The organism is Zavarzinella formosa DSM 19928 (assembly GCF_000255705.1).
GTDB lineage: Bacteria > Planctomycetota > Planctomycetia > Gemmatales > Gemmataceae > Zavarzinella > Zavarzinella formosa.
On sequence record NZ_JH636444.1, the window covers coordinates 572,084 to 586,575 of the forward strand.

The following is a 14,492-nucleotide window of genomic DNA, read 5'->3' on the forward strand; positions in this document are numbered from 1 at the left end:
TCTAAAGGAAGTGCCGGGCTGTCGCGGGTTTGCTCTGCGTGATGCTGTTGTCGGTTCCCAGCCGCATGGCGGGACGGAGCTAGGCAAGGCGGTCGGCAAGGTTCCGGCCTGCGACCGGTTGATTGTCATCACGGACGAGCAGAGTCACGACCCGGTGCCGAACCGGAAGGGGTTCATGATTAACGTCGCCAGCGCCAAGAACGGTGTCGGCTACGGCTTGTGGGTCCACATTGACGGATGGTCTGACAAAGTGCTGGATTACGTCATTCGACTGGAAGACTCGGCGGCTGAATGACCCCGGATGAGTTCGCAAGGATCGGCCTCAAGCTGTACAGGCGTCGCTGGAAATCGGCGATGGCCCGGGAGCTTGGGCGCCATCCGGTCACAATTCACAAATGGCTCCGGCTCCCTCACATCCCGCCGCACCCCGCAAATCACGTCAAGTTGCTCGCCCGTCGCGGTGAGCAGTCCAAACCAACCAAGCCAAGGAGGGCAAAATGAGCAAAAAAGCAATTGAGACAGTCAAAGAGATGGTGCCAAGCGTGGAGGAGAAGCTTGTCGAAATGCTGGACGCCCTTCAAAACGGGGCGGTAAAAGTCGGTGAGCAGGTGGTAAAGTACAGCCCCGATGGGGCTGATGCCGCATTGTGGGTCATACGCATTGACGGCATTCAGACAATACTCTCCGCTTTGGTATGCGTTCCGGCTTCATGGCTTTTCGCGCGTTGGGCCAAGAAATCCTTTGCGTGGATGCGAGAGCAAGACTTTCATGATGAGCCACCCATAGTGGTCGTCGGCGCTTTGTGGACAATTTCGATTGGGTGCGCTTTCAAAGCGATTTTTACCTTCTTCAACGCTTGGAACTGGGTCGCCATTTTCGAGCCGAAACTTTGGCTGGCAAAGCAGATCATTGCCGTAGCGATGAAGGCAAATGGGTGAGAAGTCCAAATCCAAACCAAACACATGAAGCAGTCCAGAACTGGATGGGAAGAGAGGTAGTGTGAAGCCAGAGCATGAAAAGATTCTTGACGACTTACTGGCCTCCTGTGAAGCGATGCGTGAATTGCCGACGCTGGGTGACATTATGGTTCTTTCTCGACTGCTCGGTCGCGATGCCATCAGGGCAATCATGGAGGGAAATACGGCTGTGGTGCCCATCTGGAAAGGCGAGCATGGCATATACCTTGGCAAGCAAACCAACTGGAGCTTGAAGATTGGAAACTGCGACTTGGAAGAAATCCGTCTCGATTGCCCTGTGAGGGAATCAGTCACCTCATGACCCGCTTTCCCGCCATTTCCTTGGCAACGATCCCCCTCCTGCTGGAACGATTCTCCTAGATGCCCAAAAGCAACAAGCCCCACTTGGTGGTGTTGTACCGTGCTTTGAAATTGTCTGAAGATGAGAGGTTGAGAAGAACTGGAAGTCGAGGGTAAAGAAGTGACTGGCGTTCTGGTCGCTTAAACATTGCCATCGGCTTAAAAGCCATTCGGACGGAAAATTTGTGTCATAACCTGCAAGAGTCTAAAATGCTGACATTCAGAAAGCGTTGGCGCTCTCCGATTGTCCTCATCCCGCCGGAGATCCTTTTGGCCACCACCGAACAATTGCTTCCTCTTGCCCTCGAACAGTCGAAGGACCATGCCCTCATTCTGATTGACCCCGACGGCATTATTGTCGACTGGCTCGCCGGGGCCGAGCATATCTTCGGGTACGGCGCCGCCGAGATGATCGGCAAGCCCCTCGAAACCATCTTCACTCCCGAGGACCGCGAGCGAGGCGTCCATGTTCACGAGATGACCGTCGCCGCCGCGGACGGCCGGTCCGAGGATGACCGCTGGCAGGTCCGCAAGGACGGGTTCCGGTTCTGGGCCGGAGGCGTCCTGACACCGCTCCGCGATCCGACGGGGACCATTGTCGGTTTCAGCAAGGTGCTTCGCGACCGGACGGATGTGAAAGCCCAGATCGATGCCCTGGCCAATTCGGCCGGGCGGCACAAGGCGTTCATTGGAACCATCGCCCACGAACTGCGCAACCCGCTGGCCCCGATTGCCAATGCCGTGCAAATCATGCGACTGACACCGGGCGCCTCCGCCTTTGCCGCCCCGGTGCAAATCGTCGAGCGGCAGGTGGCGTTGATGCGGCACCTGGTGGACGATCTGATGGACTTCACCCGCGTCGGGGCGGGGAAGGTCACCTTGCGCCTTCAGAAAGTCTGCTTCGAAGATGTGTTAAATCTGGCGGCCGACGCCTGCCGGCCCGCGGCCGAGCAACGTCGGCACTCCTTCAAAGTTCTTCTGCTGCCCACCAAGACTATTATCCTGGCCGACCCGGACCGCCTCCAGCAGACGGTCGTGAACTTGCTCAACAATTCGATCAAATACACGCCAGTTGGCGGCGAGGTGTGGCTGAAGGCGACGGTCGAGGGGAACGAGGCGGTGTTTCGGGTCGAGGACACCGGGTGCGGGATCGCCCCGGACATGCTGCCCCGAATCTTTGACCTGTTTACCCAGGAGACAGATTCTTTGGACAGTTCTCAAGGGGGCCTCGGTCTTGGACTGCCCCTGGTCAAGGAACTGGTCACGCTTCACGGCGGGTCTGTGCAAGTGCGGAGTGAGGGGCGGAACAAAGGAAGTGAATTTTCCGTCCGATTGCCGCTTTTCCGCGAAGGAAGCGAGGAGACATCCTCGACTTAAATGCCTGTGAACATCTTCCGGCATGACGTCATGCGGCCCTATTCGGTCAGACGCAACGAAGATTGACCAGCCCCTCATTCCGCCCTTACGCCAACAATTTTCGTCCGGTAAGAGTTGCATACCGGCACAAGGATTGCAATTGACATATCACACCGGGATCGTCGTCCCGAAACCATCCTCACTTTCCGCGCGGTGGGGAGGCAATGAGGGAGCCTGACGAGGACTTTTTGTGGACACTTCGCCCCCGGGGCGGCACGATCCGAAAGAGGTGCCTCCTCTGCGCATTCTTTCTGTCGATGACAATCGTGACGCCGCCGATTCGTCGGTCGATCTTCTGACAATCATGGGTTTCGAGGCCAGGGCGTGCTATGACGGCGAATCCGCATTGGCGGAGGCGGCAAGCTTCCTGCCGGGCATGTGCCTGATCGACCTCAACATGCCCGGGATGGACGGGGACGTGCTTGCCGTTCGGCTCCGTGAATGGGCCGCCGGCGCGCCGTTGGTCCTCGTCGCGGTCACCGCCATGAATAATGAAGAAAGCTGCCGACGGATACAGGAGGCCGGTTTTACCCTCCACCTGGTGAAGCCTGTCGATCCTTACAACATGGTGGCTGTTGTCGACGCCCTCTGGAGGGCATGGAGTCCGTTTGGATTGGAAGAGCCGCCCGATCCGGAACCATGATGACTCTGCGTTATGACACATCAGAAGCTGGATTGATTGTCCCCGAACCTGACCGGGATACTCACCGTTTCAGCCGCACTTGCCACCGCGCAAATCCCCCAGCAGTTTCTCAAGGTCCGGCAAATCGACCGGCTTGACCAAATGGCCGTCACATCCGGCCTCGCGCGAGCGCACCCGGTCGGCTTCCTGCCCCCAGCCGGTCAGCGCGATGATTGTCATTTCCTTGCCCCACGACTGCCCGCGAATGCGTTTCGTCGCCTCCAGGCCGTTGAGCCTTGGCATCCCCACGTCCATCAGGATGACCTCGGGCCGGAAATGACCGGCCGACTCCACGGCCTCAACACCGTCGTGCGCGGTGGCGATCTCATTGCCGAGCAGTCCGAGCATCATCGCCAGTGACTCCGCGCTGTCATGGTTGTCGTCCACCACAAGTATTCGCCGTTTGGATTTTATCCCCGGCCGGCCGGCGTCCGCCGGAGTGTCGGACGCCGGTTCCGATTCTGCGGCCAGAACGGGCAGGTCCACGACAAACGTGCTGCCTTTCCCCTCGCCGTCGCTTCGCGCGGTGACCATCCCGCCATGCATTTCCACGAGTCCCTTGACCAGCGAAAGGCCGATGCCCAGCCCGCCCGCGCTTCGTTCGACCGGCCGGTCCACCTGCGAGAACATTTCGAATATCGTTGTCAGCGACGCCGCGGGAATGCCGATCCCCGTGTCCCGCACCGACACCGTCACCCTCCCCCCGCCCGCCCGCGCGGACAGCCAGATGCTCCCGCCCCGGCCCGTGTACTTCGCGCTGTTCGTCAGCAGGTTGCTGAACACTTGCGCCAGCCGGGTCAGGTCGGCGTCGAGGAACACTTGTTCCGCGGGAAGGGACACGCTTAGGGCATGGCCTGCTTCATCGATCGCCGGCCCCGCCGCCTCGGCCGCGCTGTTCACCACATTCCTCAGGCTCACCCGCGTCCGCCGCAACTCCATCTTGCTGCGGCCGATACGCGACACGTCGAGGAGGTCGTCGATCATCCGCACCATGTGGGCGAGCTGCCGGTCCATCATCTGCTGCGACCGGTCCCGCGTGGCCCGGTCATGTGACAGGCGAATGACTTGAAGCCCGTTGCGGATTGGCGCCAGCGGATTGCGAAGTTCGTGGGCCAGCAGGGCGATGAAGTCGTCCTTCTTGCGGTCCGTCTCCCGCAGCGTGTCCTCCATCCGCTTGCGGTCCGTGATGTCTCTCGTGGTGCCGGCCACCACCTCGACTTCCCCGTCCTCGCCGAGGACAGGCACGAAAATGTAGTCGTAAATCCGGCGGCCATGGGCGCCGTCGAATGGCACTTCGCCGCGAATCGGTTTTTTTGTCTCCCGAACCTGGTCAATCTCCCGGTCGTGCATCTGCGCGTGCCACGGTTCGTACCCGATCTCCAGGAACGTCTTGCCGAAAGTTCCCGCCGGATCCCGCCCCCACATCTTCAGGAGGGAGTCATTGGCGTAAAGAACCCGATGGTCAAGGCTGAACACGTACACAAAGTCCGGGGTGCCGGACAGGACCGTCTCATAAAGCCTCCGTCGCCACTCGGACTCGGCCGTCACGCGGGCGAGCTCTTGTTCGGCCCTTTTGTGGTCCGTCACGTCCCGGGCCGTCCCGAACCACTCGATGATGCGGCCCGCGGCATCCAAAATGGGGGCGGCCCGCGAGAACGTCCACCCAAGGGAGCCGTCTGCGCGGATAACCTGGTGTTCCATCTCGAATGTTTGTTTGTTCGCCACGGCTTTGTCAATCATCGCCCGGACGCGGGCGTGTTCAAACACGGGCAGATTTCTTTCCATCCAGTCGCGGATCGGCTCGGAATTGCTGGCGACCAGGTCGCGGCCGTCGAGGGGCTGCATCTCGGACCAGTCGGGGCTCATCAGGTACACCACGTCCGACGTGGCGGTCACCAGCACGCGGTAGCGCTCCTCCCGGACACGCAGCTCCGTCTCGGCCTGATTGCGCTCGGTGATGTCCCGGAACACCAGGACCGCCCCGACCGTTTCACCGCCGGAGCCCCGGATCGGGGCGGCCGAGTCGTCGAGCGGCCGCTCGGTCCCGTCCCGCGCGATCAGGATCGTGTGGTTGGCGAGGCCGACCACCACGCCGTCCCTTAACGCCTTCACCACCGGGTTCGTGACGGTTCGCCGGGTGGATTCGTTGACGATCCGAAACACCTCTTCGAGCGGACGTCCTTGGGCCGCCTCCCCGCTCCACCGAGTCAGATCCTCGGCCACGGCGTTGAGGAAGGTCACCCGCCCCTCCGTGTCAGTGGCGATGACCGCGTCGCCGATACTGGAGAGGGTCACACGATACCGTTCCCGCTCGGCCGCCAGGACCTCGGCCGCCCGGGCGCGTTCGGACAGAAAATCACGGAGCGAGTATTGCCGGCGCCGGTCGCGCAGGGCCGAACGAATCGTGCTGACCAGAGACGACAACTGGACGGGCCGCTTCATAAGCGTCATCGGCCCGACCGCCTCCAGGGCGCGCAGCAACCGGGGAGAATCTTCTCCGGACGGGGTCAGGACGATCAACGGCAGGTCTGACCACGGCGGCTGGGAGCGAACCCAGTCGGACAGCACGCCGTTCGTGTCGCCGACCACCGCCTCCGCCGTCACGAACACCGCGCCGGCCCCCCGTTCCGCCTCGCGGCAAACCTCTGAAATTGTTTGACAGATGAGACAGGACATGCCCGCGTCCGCAAGCAGCGCCCGGCTGGTCGCCGCGTCCCGAGGCGTCGGCGCCAGCGCCAGCACCCGGAACTCCAATTCTTCCGCAGGGTCCTCATTCATGCTTTGACCCCGAGATGGCCGTGTTCGGGCCGCGGTAGGTCGGGGTCCCGCCGAGCACCCCGTGGAAATCCCGGAGCGGTTCCCCGACCTTGATCCCGCCCTCGCTCAGGCTCAATTCGCGGATGGTCCGCTCGTGCCGGCCGCTCCGTTTTTTGACAACCGACAGGGCCTGCCGGACCTCGCCCATCGCCTCGAAGTAGCGGAACAGGATGACCGTGTCCGCCAGGTACGTCGTGTCCACCGGAGTGTCCATCTGGCCGATCAGGCCGTGCTGGGCGACGAGCAGGAACGTCACGACTCCCTTGTGACCGAGGTAGGTCAGCAACTCATGAAGCTGGGCGGTCAGGAACCGCTCCTCGGGCATCGCGTTCAGGTAGCCGTTGAGGCTGTCGATGACGATCACCCTGGCCCCCGGGCGGCCTCCCTCCCCCTCGGCGGCCCGTCGGACGAGGTGCGCAAATTCGCCGGGGGACAGTTCGGCGGTGTCCACCGGCTTGATCGTGATCAGGCCGGACTCCAGATAATTGGCAAGGCTCATTCCGAGCCCGTCGGTCCGCTCAAGAACAGTCTCGATCCGCTCGTCAAACGCAAAAATCACCGTCCGCTCGCCGCGTCCGGCGGCGGCGCGGGCATATTGAATCGCCAGGGTGGACTTCCCGCTCCCGGCCGGGCCGATGAGGACCGCACTGGTGCCGTGCTGCAACCCGCCCCCCAGCAGTTTGTCCAGTTCGGCGTTGCCGGACTTCAAGAGTCCCCGCTTCTGCCCCCTGGCGTGCTCTCCCGCGATAAGTCTTGGAAAGACGTCCAGCCCGCCCCGCTGGATGACGAAGTCATGGTTCCCGCCGCGATATTTCTGGCCGCGCAGTTTGGTGATACGGAGCCGTCGCCGCTCGGCACCGTACTCGGGCGAGAGTTGCTCCAGGCTCACCACGCCGTGGGCGATGCTTTGAAGTTGAAGATCCTCCGTCTCGGACGTGAGGTCGTCGAGAAGAAACACCGTGCATTCCCGGCCGATGAAATATTGCTTGAGCGCGAGGACCTGGCGGCGATAGCGCAGGGGATTCTGGGCCAGCAGGCGCATCTCCGACAGGGAGTCGATGACGATGCGGGACGGCTTGATCCGCTCGACCTCCGAAAGAATGGCCTTGGTCGTCACGCCGAGCTCAACCTCGGACGGCTGGAACATGGAGTTCTGGTTGTCCGGCTCCAGTTCCGCCTCGGTGGCGACGAGTTCGAGGACGTCAACGCCATTCAATGACCAACCGTGGGATTTCCCCACCGCCACAAGCTCGGCCTTCGTCTCGGAGAGCGTGACGTAAATCACCTTCTCTCCGAGCCGGACGCCTTCGAGGAGGCAATTCATGGCCAGCGTCGTCTTGCCCGACCCCGGACTTCCTTCGACCAGATAAAGGCGGTTGGGCGTGAATCCGCCGCCGAGAACATCATCAAGACCCGGAATACCGGTGGCAATCAGCGATGGCAAGGAGTCATCGGCCGTTTCATGAGCGGGCATTACGATTCCCTGAGTGGAGATAAGCGACGGGCCGCGACGGCGGCTCGCGCGAGTGTCATTGGCTCCGGCTGCAACGGAAATCATTCGCCGCTGCCGCGGGAGTGCGAAGGATTGGCGTGACCGGTGATTCTTGAGCTCTTTATGTGTGCGGTTAACAAAGCCGGGAATGAAAATCCTTGAATATCTGGCAATACAGGAAGTGATCGAGTGCAATTATGATGCCGGTCTTGCTTGGAACGTATGGCAAATCAGAGTGTCCTCTTCGCCGTCCTTCCCTCCCGAAAATTCTTGCCCAGCGCCGGTGTTTTTCGGTGAAGGGGCTTTTGGTTTGGCAGTTCGATGGCAAGATGGTCGATTCGTGAACTCATCAGACTGTCCGATGAGAAGTTTACGGGGAAATTTTAAGCAACTCTCAAGCCGTCGGCGACCGAAGCGGTCGTGGCCTGACGTTTGCCGGAAATACCCGGCTTCGCCGGATGTTTGCTTGAACTGACCTGATATGCGGAGTAAGGTGAGAGCCGATGCTCCTCACAAAATTACGATCCGGCACCTCCCATCTCCATGAACGTGTCGAACGCGCCGTTGGCCTGGCCGGACGCCTGGGATCGTTGGACACCTACGGCGACCTGCTCGCCCGGTATTACGGTTTTTACCATCCCCTCGAAGACCGGCTCACTGCTCTTGTCGGGGACGCGGCGGGAGACATTGACCTCGGTCCCCGGCTGAAAACCTCTCTCCTCGTTGCCGACCTGCTCTCGCTTGGCCGAACCGACGAGGCGATTGCCAGCCTTCCCCTCTGTGGCTCGCTCCCCTCTCCGACAGGTTTGGACGAGACATTCGGCTGCCTGTACGTCCTGGAAGGGGCGACACTCGGCGGGCAGATCGTCCGGAAGGAAGTCATGCGGCTTCACGGGCTGACCCCTGACAGTGGTTGCGCGTTCTTTTCGAGCTATGGCGAAAACGTCGGGCCGATGTGGCGCGGGTTTTGCGCGGCCTTGGAGGCACACGCCTTAAGCCATCCCGAGACGCACCACCTCGTCGTCGGGGGCGGCGACGACGACCTTCGCCTGTTTCGAGGAATGGTTCGCGGACTGAAGACTATGGGGACGGGTCCAGCGGGATGTTCACGCGGAAAGTCGCCCCGAGTCCGACGCCCGCACTTTCCACCCGAACGCCTCCGCCGTGCAGTTCCGCGAAGGCCTTGACAAGGGCCAGTCCCAACCCCAAGCCTTCCCGGCTCCGCTCCACCGTCTCCTCAACCTGGGCGAACGCCACAAATACCTTCGGCAGTTCCGCCGCCGGGATGCCGACCCCGGTGTCGGCCACGGTCAACGTGGCGACTCCTTCTCCTGTTGACAAGTCCACCGCCACCCGCCCGCCCCGGTCGGTGAACTTCCGAGCGTTGGTCAGCAGGTTTCCAGCCACCTGCGCCAGCCTGACCGCGTCCCCTAGAACCCAAACCGGTTCCGACGGAACTTGAATTTCCAAGATGAGGCCCGCCGTTTCCATCCCGGACCGTGCGTCCTCGGCCGCGTCCCGGACCACTTCGGTCAGGTTGATTCGTTCAAGCAATACTTGAAGCTTTCCCCTTCCCGCGCGGCTGGCGTCCCACAAGTCATCCACGATCCTGGTCAGGTGTCCCACCTGGCGGTCGATCATGTCCGTTGCCGGGGCAATCATTTCCGGCCTGGCGGAGGACAATCGAATGAGATTCGTCGCGTTCCGGATCGGGGACAGCGGGTTCCGAAGCTCATGCGCCACGGCCGCCAGGAAGTCATCCCGCCTCAGCGCCTCGGCCTGCATTCCAGCTGTTCGACGGGCCTGGACAGCCCGCACCGCATCGCGCAAACCTCTTGCCGCTTCTCGTTCACACTCTCCCCAAGGCTCGGAACGCCCTAGCTGTGACTCTTTCCATGCGGCGAAAGATCCCCGGGGCGACAATCGCGATCCGTTCGGCCCCGTCACCACCCGTTTGTAATGCGGGTTCCCCGCCCAATATACCGCCGCCGCTTTCTCGGGACGAAACCAAAGCAGGAATTCGTCTTCCCCAAAGCGAACCGCCAGCAGACCGCTTGTCTGGCCGGCATCAGGGAATTCGGCTGAGAGGTGATGGACCGCGTGGTCATCCTGTCCCCCGGCCTGGAGCCATCGGATCATTCCGCGGATCTGTTCCACTTCCGGTGTCTGACCGGCCAGGATCACTCGCTTGCCGAGGACGACAGCCGCCCCCTCCGACCGGGTCAGGCCGGTCAGGTCGTCCAGCTGGCCTCCCAAGGCTTCTTCCGGTTCGGCCGAACCGGCCATTTTGTTGGTCAGCCGCCCAAGACAGTTTTGGGCCTCCACGCAGTTGCGAAGGTCTTCTGCATCCAGCTTGGCGGATAATTGAAGCGACACGAGAATTGAGAGCGTTTCGCATCCGGCCCGCACCCGATAAGGCAGGAACTTGATTGCATAATGGTGACAGGCCGCCAGCCCCCAAAGCCGCCCGTCCTTCATGAGCGAGATCGTCAGGGACGCACCCACGCCCATGTTTTGCAAATACTCCACATGAATCGGGGACACGCTGCGCAACACCGCATGGCTCAAATCAAGAGATTGTCCCGTCCGGGGGTCCATTTCGGGGATGAGAGGCGACGAGGCATAGGTCAGGTCCGGAATATGCCTGACCAGATTCAAATGGTAGAGCCGCCGGGCCTGCGCCGGAATGTCCGACGCGGGATAATGGAGGCCGAGGAAGGGTTCGAGGTCATCTCGCTTTTCCTCCGCGACCACTTCGCCGTTCCAATCCGGATCAAAGCGGTAGATCATCACCCGGTCGAAACCCGTCAGCGTCCGCACTTCCCGGGCGACAATCCCGCAAAATTCCCTCAGACGAAGATCATTCCGCAGGTTCGTAAGGGTGAATTTGACCAACCGGTCGGGATCGAAGTCATCTCCTGACGGGATGGCCGGCTCCAGCTCCAAAATGAGACGGCCATTGTGACGGTGGGCGATGCCGTCAAATAACCGACCGCCAATCATCAGCCGAAGAGGAGCCAGCGGACGGGGGTCGGCGAAATTGAGAATGTGTTTCAGTAGCGTGAATGATTCGGGAGACATCACTTCATCAAGACCCAGATCGGTCAGAGGCGAGGAGGTCCCGAGGAGGCGGACGGCGTTTTCGCTCGCCTGGGCAATGGTCAGCCCCGGTTCGTCGAGGGCCAGCAAAATACCATGTGGCTGCACCCTTCCCGGAACATGAATGGGTTCGGAATCACAAGTTGTCAGGGTGACCGTTGGTGGAATGGTGTGTTCTCGTGCAATGCCCCATCCCGGCAGGATCGCGGGAAGCCGGCGTGGATCGAACTGTGCGGAGAATGACAGTCAGTTGGAGAGTGAGGCAAACCCCGACTTGAGTTCCGCGCCGAACACTAAACGCGAGAGGCCGGAGGCTTCTGAATGACGGGTAGCGTGATGGGTATTGTACTCGGAATCAGATCAGCAGTGAGGGTTCTTCCAAATCGCCTTGCATTCCACAGGTGGCGGCCCCGCTCACGGCGGCCTCCACCTCCTCGGTTGAAGGAAGGGTGTCAATGTCCCTCTGAAGCAAAGGCACATCATCGACCAAGACGGTAAATTCGCCGTTCGCCCCGTCCTGCAGCTCCGCTTCGATGTCGAAGTCTTCAGCCAGGGCCGTGAGGATGTCGTCCGTGTGCGCTTGGATGACGGGACAGCTTGGACACCGCTTAATAACAGTGATCATAATGTCTCTCGGTTGAATGAGCGAGAGGTGATATGGGGCAGTTATCGTGCCGTTGGCGGTGAAAACATCACTCCCCTGTCCGTCGATGGTGACAGGATTGTTCAAGCCTTGAAGGTGAAATTAATTAAAGGATGAAAAACGGCCGCGATTGCCCTGAATGCCATCGACAGTTTCCATTCAACTTACGAAGGATTGCGGACATCAAACCGCTTTAAGCTTTGCTAACCGTCGCTTCGGGGAGCGGACGCCTCCGCCGTCTGGCGAAGCGACTGGCGAACTTTTTAACCCTTGTCCGCTTTTGCCTCGTCCGCAAGCCCCTTGAGAGCCGGAGAGTCAACGAACCGGAATCCGTTCCCTTTGTTCCACGGGCCGCGAACATCTTTCTCGCCGTCGTCCCCCGTCCCGGTGGAGGTGTTGAAATACTGATCGACCAATCCCGGTGTCGGCGGGATCTCCCCGATCACCAGCGGATCAATTCCCAAACTCTCCAATCCCTTCATGAATGACTTCAGGTGGGTAATCTCTCGCGTCATGAGGAACTGAAGCGCCTCCCGTGTGCCGGCGTCGTCCGTGAAATTGATCAGGCGTTCATATACGATCTTGGCCCTTGCCTCGGCCGCGATGTTGCTACGAAGGTCCACGTCGATCTCGCCGGTGATCTTCAAATAATCCGCCGTCCACGGATTGCCTTGGGAGTTAAACAGGTTGACCCCTCCCCCTCCGGCAATGGCCACGAGCGGGTCGGCCTCGGCCGCTTCCCGTGAGGATTTGGTCGGCTTCAGGTGCATCCGGGCCAGTGATCCGATGATCTCGAGGTGGCTCAATTCCTCGGTCCCGATGTCCATTAGCAGGTCTTTGATGCCGGGATCGTCGCAATTCAATCCCTGGATCGTGTACTGCATCGCGGCGGCCAGTTCCCCGTTGGCTCCCCCGAACTGCTCCAGGAGCATATTTCCAAAACGGGGTTCAGGTTCGCCGATGCGAACGGTGAACATGAGTTTCTTGACATGGTGATACATTGAGTCTCGCTTGAGTGATAGTTTCAGGCATGCACTGCCGCAAAGGACATGCCGTTGAAAGGCCCAAAGTGTCGTCCGACTTCTCAGTATCTCCCGGCGCCCGCAACAAATCGTCCATGTGCACTAAAAAACGCTTGACCGTTCGCGCAAGCCGCGCTAATGTCGGCTTTGTCAGGCAATGATGCCCGGCGTCACATCGGGCGGAGACCCATTCCATGTCAACCACCTACCGTTACCAAGAAGAGTTTTCAGCCGACCTCACCCAAGCATGGCTTGCCCGGAAGCAGGAACACGTCCGGCTCACCATTCGTCAGTTGAAGAACAAGGCCCAATCGGCATACATCGCGGCGATGGTTGCCGTCAATCTCGCTAACGATCAAGCGTTCTTGGCTGATGAATTCTGTGACTTCATGCACCCCAACAACTGATTCATCATTCTGGGCAAGACTTGGAAACTGCCCGATCACATCTCAACACAGAGCAAGGAGGCTCTATGACCCGCTCGAATCTCACCAAACTGACCCCATTCCTGACCAACCACTTCTGCGAAGATTATGTCGAGGACGTTCGCGTGGAGTTCGCCCACAACAATTACCACTGCTCGCTGAACATCCTGCTGAACTCGGGGCAATATCCAAAAGCGAACTTCGATTACCGCGAGAAGGTTGTTGAAGAAATTCCTCTCTTCTGGCCAGAGCTGACCTTCTCAAATGCTGCTCTCCCATCGTTAACCGCCGCCTAACGAAAGAACTCGCCCATGACCCACATCCAATATCGCGGCTTCTACTCTGGCAATCACTCTTGGGGGCGGCATGACCGAACTCATCCCGACACATGAAGAGGCCGAAAAGGTGGCAGGCAGAGAATGTCAGTCGCCCGGTGACAGTTGGTGGGCCAATCCCGAATACACCGGACCGCTGGATGCCGTTATGCTGGCGAAAGCAGACCTTTGGTACGGACCAATGGAAAAGGGAAAGCCGTCGCTCCTGATCTCAGCCGGGTGTAGGTTCTTGCCGGAAAACGTGATGCACGAGGCGAGGGAAGTGACAGCAGGGACTATTGGGGGATGGCTGGAGAGCGGGAAGGTGGAGATGGTGGAAGAGGAGGTTGCGGCATGACGCGGAGATATTTTTACACCGATCCGATGGCGGCAGCATGGATGAATCAGCACCACAAAGTTCGCGTCGATCTTCTGGAGCCAGCCAACAATACGATTGCCGCTTCTGACGATGCCATCTTTACCGGCGGGGATCAGTTCATCGACATGGAGTACCTTGATCTTCTGCGATGGGCGATGGAAGACTGCGCCGCTTGGAAATTTCAAATTCACCCTGAAAGCCTGCACCTGCTGGAACCGCAGATTCACGATGTTGTCTCGTATCTGTTCACCAGCGAGCCGGACTATTTCGCCAGCGCAGCCAAGCGCACGAAAATGCACCTCAAATCTGTCACCAAGGGCAAACTGTTCAGTCTCAAGGCCCGAAATATGACCAAACTCCAGATCATCCAACGGTGCGGCAAGCCGTTCATCTGGCCGGAAAGCGAGGAGGCATGACCAAGACACTAACAGGCGAGATTGCGAAGTTGGAGGGTTTCGAGGAGCAAGGAGCAAATTTTCTGCCTACTGCTTCGGAGGTAAGGAAAGCTATTGAGTCACTTTCTGCGGGAACGGCAAATCGGATCGTTTCCACAGCGATCGCAGAAGCTCCGGATCAAATTTCAATCCGAAGAGCCGATCTAAGATTTCGTCGTCCAGCACTTCGGTGTCAACGGGAACGAAGTTGGCCAGTTCGCCATACTTCAGCCATGACCAGACCGGCTCGACCGGATTCAGTTCGGGCGCCCAAGGTGGTAACATCTCCAAGGCGCGCCGGCGATTCCGCGACAGGAACTTCCGCATGAGCGGGCCTTTATGGTTGCTGCCGCGATCCCAAACCACCACCACCTTGCCCCGAAGATGCTTCAAAAGCGCTCGGAGGAATTCGATGACCTTGTCCGTCGTGTAGAAGCCATCGGGTTCGGTGGC

At 60.0% G+C, this 14,492-nt stretch carries 14 protein-coding genes and 2 pseudogenes; 10 read left to right on the forward strand and 6 right to left on the reverse strand.

The features are described from left to right. From BGIM_RS66625 to BGIM_RS0131435, 5 genes and pseudogenes are all read left to right on the forward strand, one after another. Positions 1–295 (forward strand): annotated as a pseudogene (locus tag BGIM_RS66625) (TROVE domain-containing protein); the annotation flags it as partial. Positions 296–497: 202 nt separating this feature from the next. After that, positions 498–938: a hypothetical protein gene (locus BGIM_RS0131420; RefSeq protein ID WP_020473636.1), complete on the forward strand. Its 441-nt coding sequence runs from the start codon at positions 498–500 to the stop codon at positions 936–938. 61 nt (positions 939–999) lie between these two features. Beyond that, positions 1,000–1,278 carry a hypothetical protein gene (locus BGIM_RS0131425; protein WP_020473637.1) on the forward strand — a complete coding sequence of 93 codons (279 nt, stop codon included), beginning with the start codon at positions 1,000–1,002 and terminating at the stop codon, positions 1,276–1,278. A 248-nt stretch (positions 1,279–1,526) separates the two neighbouring features. Next, positions 1,527–2,693, forward strand: a complete 1,167-nt coding sequence (locus tag BGIM_RS0131430) for a sensor histidine kinase (RefSeq protein ID WP_020473638.1) — start codon at positions 1,527–1,529, stop codon at positions 2,691–2,693. Between the two features lie 229 nt (positions 2,694–2,922). Beyond that, complete coding sequence (locus BGIM_RS0131435; RefSeq protein WP_020473639.1) at positions 2,923–3,375, forward strand: response regulator; 453 nt, start codon at positions 2,923–2,925, stop codon at positions 3,373–3,375. 69 nt (positions 3,376–3,444) lie between these two features. Here BGIM_RS0131435 and BGIM_RS53340 read toward each other — a convergent pair whose 3' ends face one another. Together BGIM_RS53340 and BGIM_RS0131445 are read right to left on the reverse strand one after the other, a co-directional pair. Beyond that, a complete protein-coding gene (locus tag BGIM_RS53340; RefSeq protein WP_020473640.1) occupies positions 3,445–6,192 on the reverse strand; it encodes a hybrid sensor histidine kinase/response regulator in 2,748 nt (915 codons plus the stop codon). Next, entirely contained in the window at positions 6,185–7,705 is a 1,521-nt protein-coding gene (locus BGIM_RS0131445) for an ATPase domain-containing protein (protein WP_020473641.1), read from the reverse strand. Before BGIM_RS0131445 ends, BGIM_RS53340 begins: the two co-directional genes overlap by 8 nt. Positions 7,706–8,226: 521 nt before the next feature. On the opposite strand from BGIM_RS0131445, the gene BGIM_RS60590 reads away from it, so the two are divergent. After that, positions 8,227–8,910 carry a biliverdin-producing heme oxygenase gene (locus BGIM_RS60590; protein WP_084760186.1) on the forward strand — a complete coding sequence of 228 codons (684 nt, stop codon included), beginning with the start codon at positions 8,227–8,229 and terminating at the stop codon, positions 8,908–8,910. On the opposite strand, the gene BGIM_RS0131460 is transcribed toward BGIM_RS60590, so the two are convergent. From BGIM_RS0131460 to BGIM_RS0131470, 3 genes and pseudogenes are all read right to left on the reverse strand, one after another. Next, the gene (locus tag BGIM_RS0131460) at positions 8,804–11,026 is read right to left on the reverse strand and encodes an ATP-binding protein (protein WP_315849832.1); all 2,223 of its coding nucleotides are present in this window, start codon (positions 11,024–11,026) and stop codon (positions 8,804–8,806) included. The genes BGIM_RS60590 and BGIM_RS0131460 overlap by 107 nt on opposite strands. 151 nt (positions 11,027–11,177) lie before the next feature. Beyond that, positions 11,178–11,447, reverse strand: a complete 270-nt coding sequence (locus BGIM_RS0131465; protein ID WP_020473645.1) for a hypothetical protein — start codon at positions 11,445–11,447, stop codon at positions 11,178–11,180. Positions 11,448–11,764: 317 nt separating this feature from the next. Next, a pseudogene (locus BGIM_RS0131470) lies at positions 11,765–12,466 on the reverse strand (manganese catalase family protein); the annotation flags it as partial. Between the two features lie 215 nt (positions 12,467–12,681). Here BGIM_RS0131470 and BGIM_RS0131475 point away from each other — a divergent pair. The 4 genes from BGIM_RS0131475 to BGIM_RS0131490 all read left to right on the forward strand — a co-directional run bounded on the left by BGIM_RS0131475 (position 12,682) and on the right by BGIM_RS0131490 (position 14,021). Next, positions 12,682–12,894: a hypothetical protein gene (locus BGIM_RS0131475; protein ID WP_020473647.1), complete on the forward strand. Its 213-nt coding sequence runs from the start codon at positions 12,682–12,684 to the stop codon at positions 12,892–12,894. A gap of 65 nt (positions 12,895–12,959) precedes the next feature. Beyond that, entirely contained in the window at positions 12,960–13,208 is a 249-nt protein-coding gene (locus BGIM_RS0131480) for a hypothetical protein (protein ID WP_020473648.1), read from the forward strand. 70 nt (positions 13,209–13,278) lie between these two features. Then, positions 13,279–13,584, forward strand: a complete 306-nt coding sequence (locus tag BGIM_RS0131485) for a hypothetical protein (RefSeq protein ID WP_020473649.1) — start codon at positions 13,279–13,281, stop codon at positions 13,582–13,584. Further along, positions 13,581–14,021, forward strand: a complete 441-nt coding sequence (locus BGIM_RS0131490) for a hypothetical protein (RefSeq protein WP_020473650.1) — start codon at positions 13,581–13,583, stop codon at positions 14,019–14,021. The genes BGIM_RS0131485 and BGIM_RS0131490 overlap by 4 nt, the downstream gene beginning before the upstream one ends. Before the next feature lie 90 nt (positions 14,022–14,111). Here BGIM_RS0131490 and BGIM_RS65060 read toward each other — a convergent pair. Then, on the reverse strand, positions 14,112–14,492 hold a 381-nt coding region (locus BGIM_RS65060; protein WP_020473651.1), incomplete at its 5' end, for a transposase.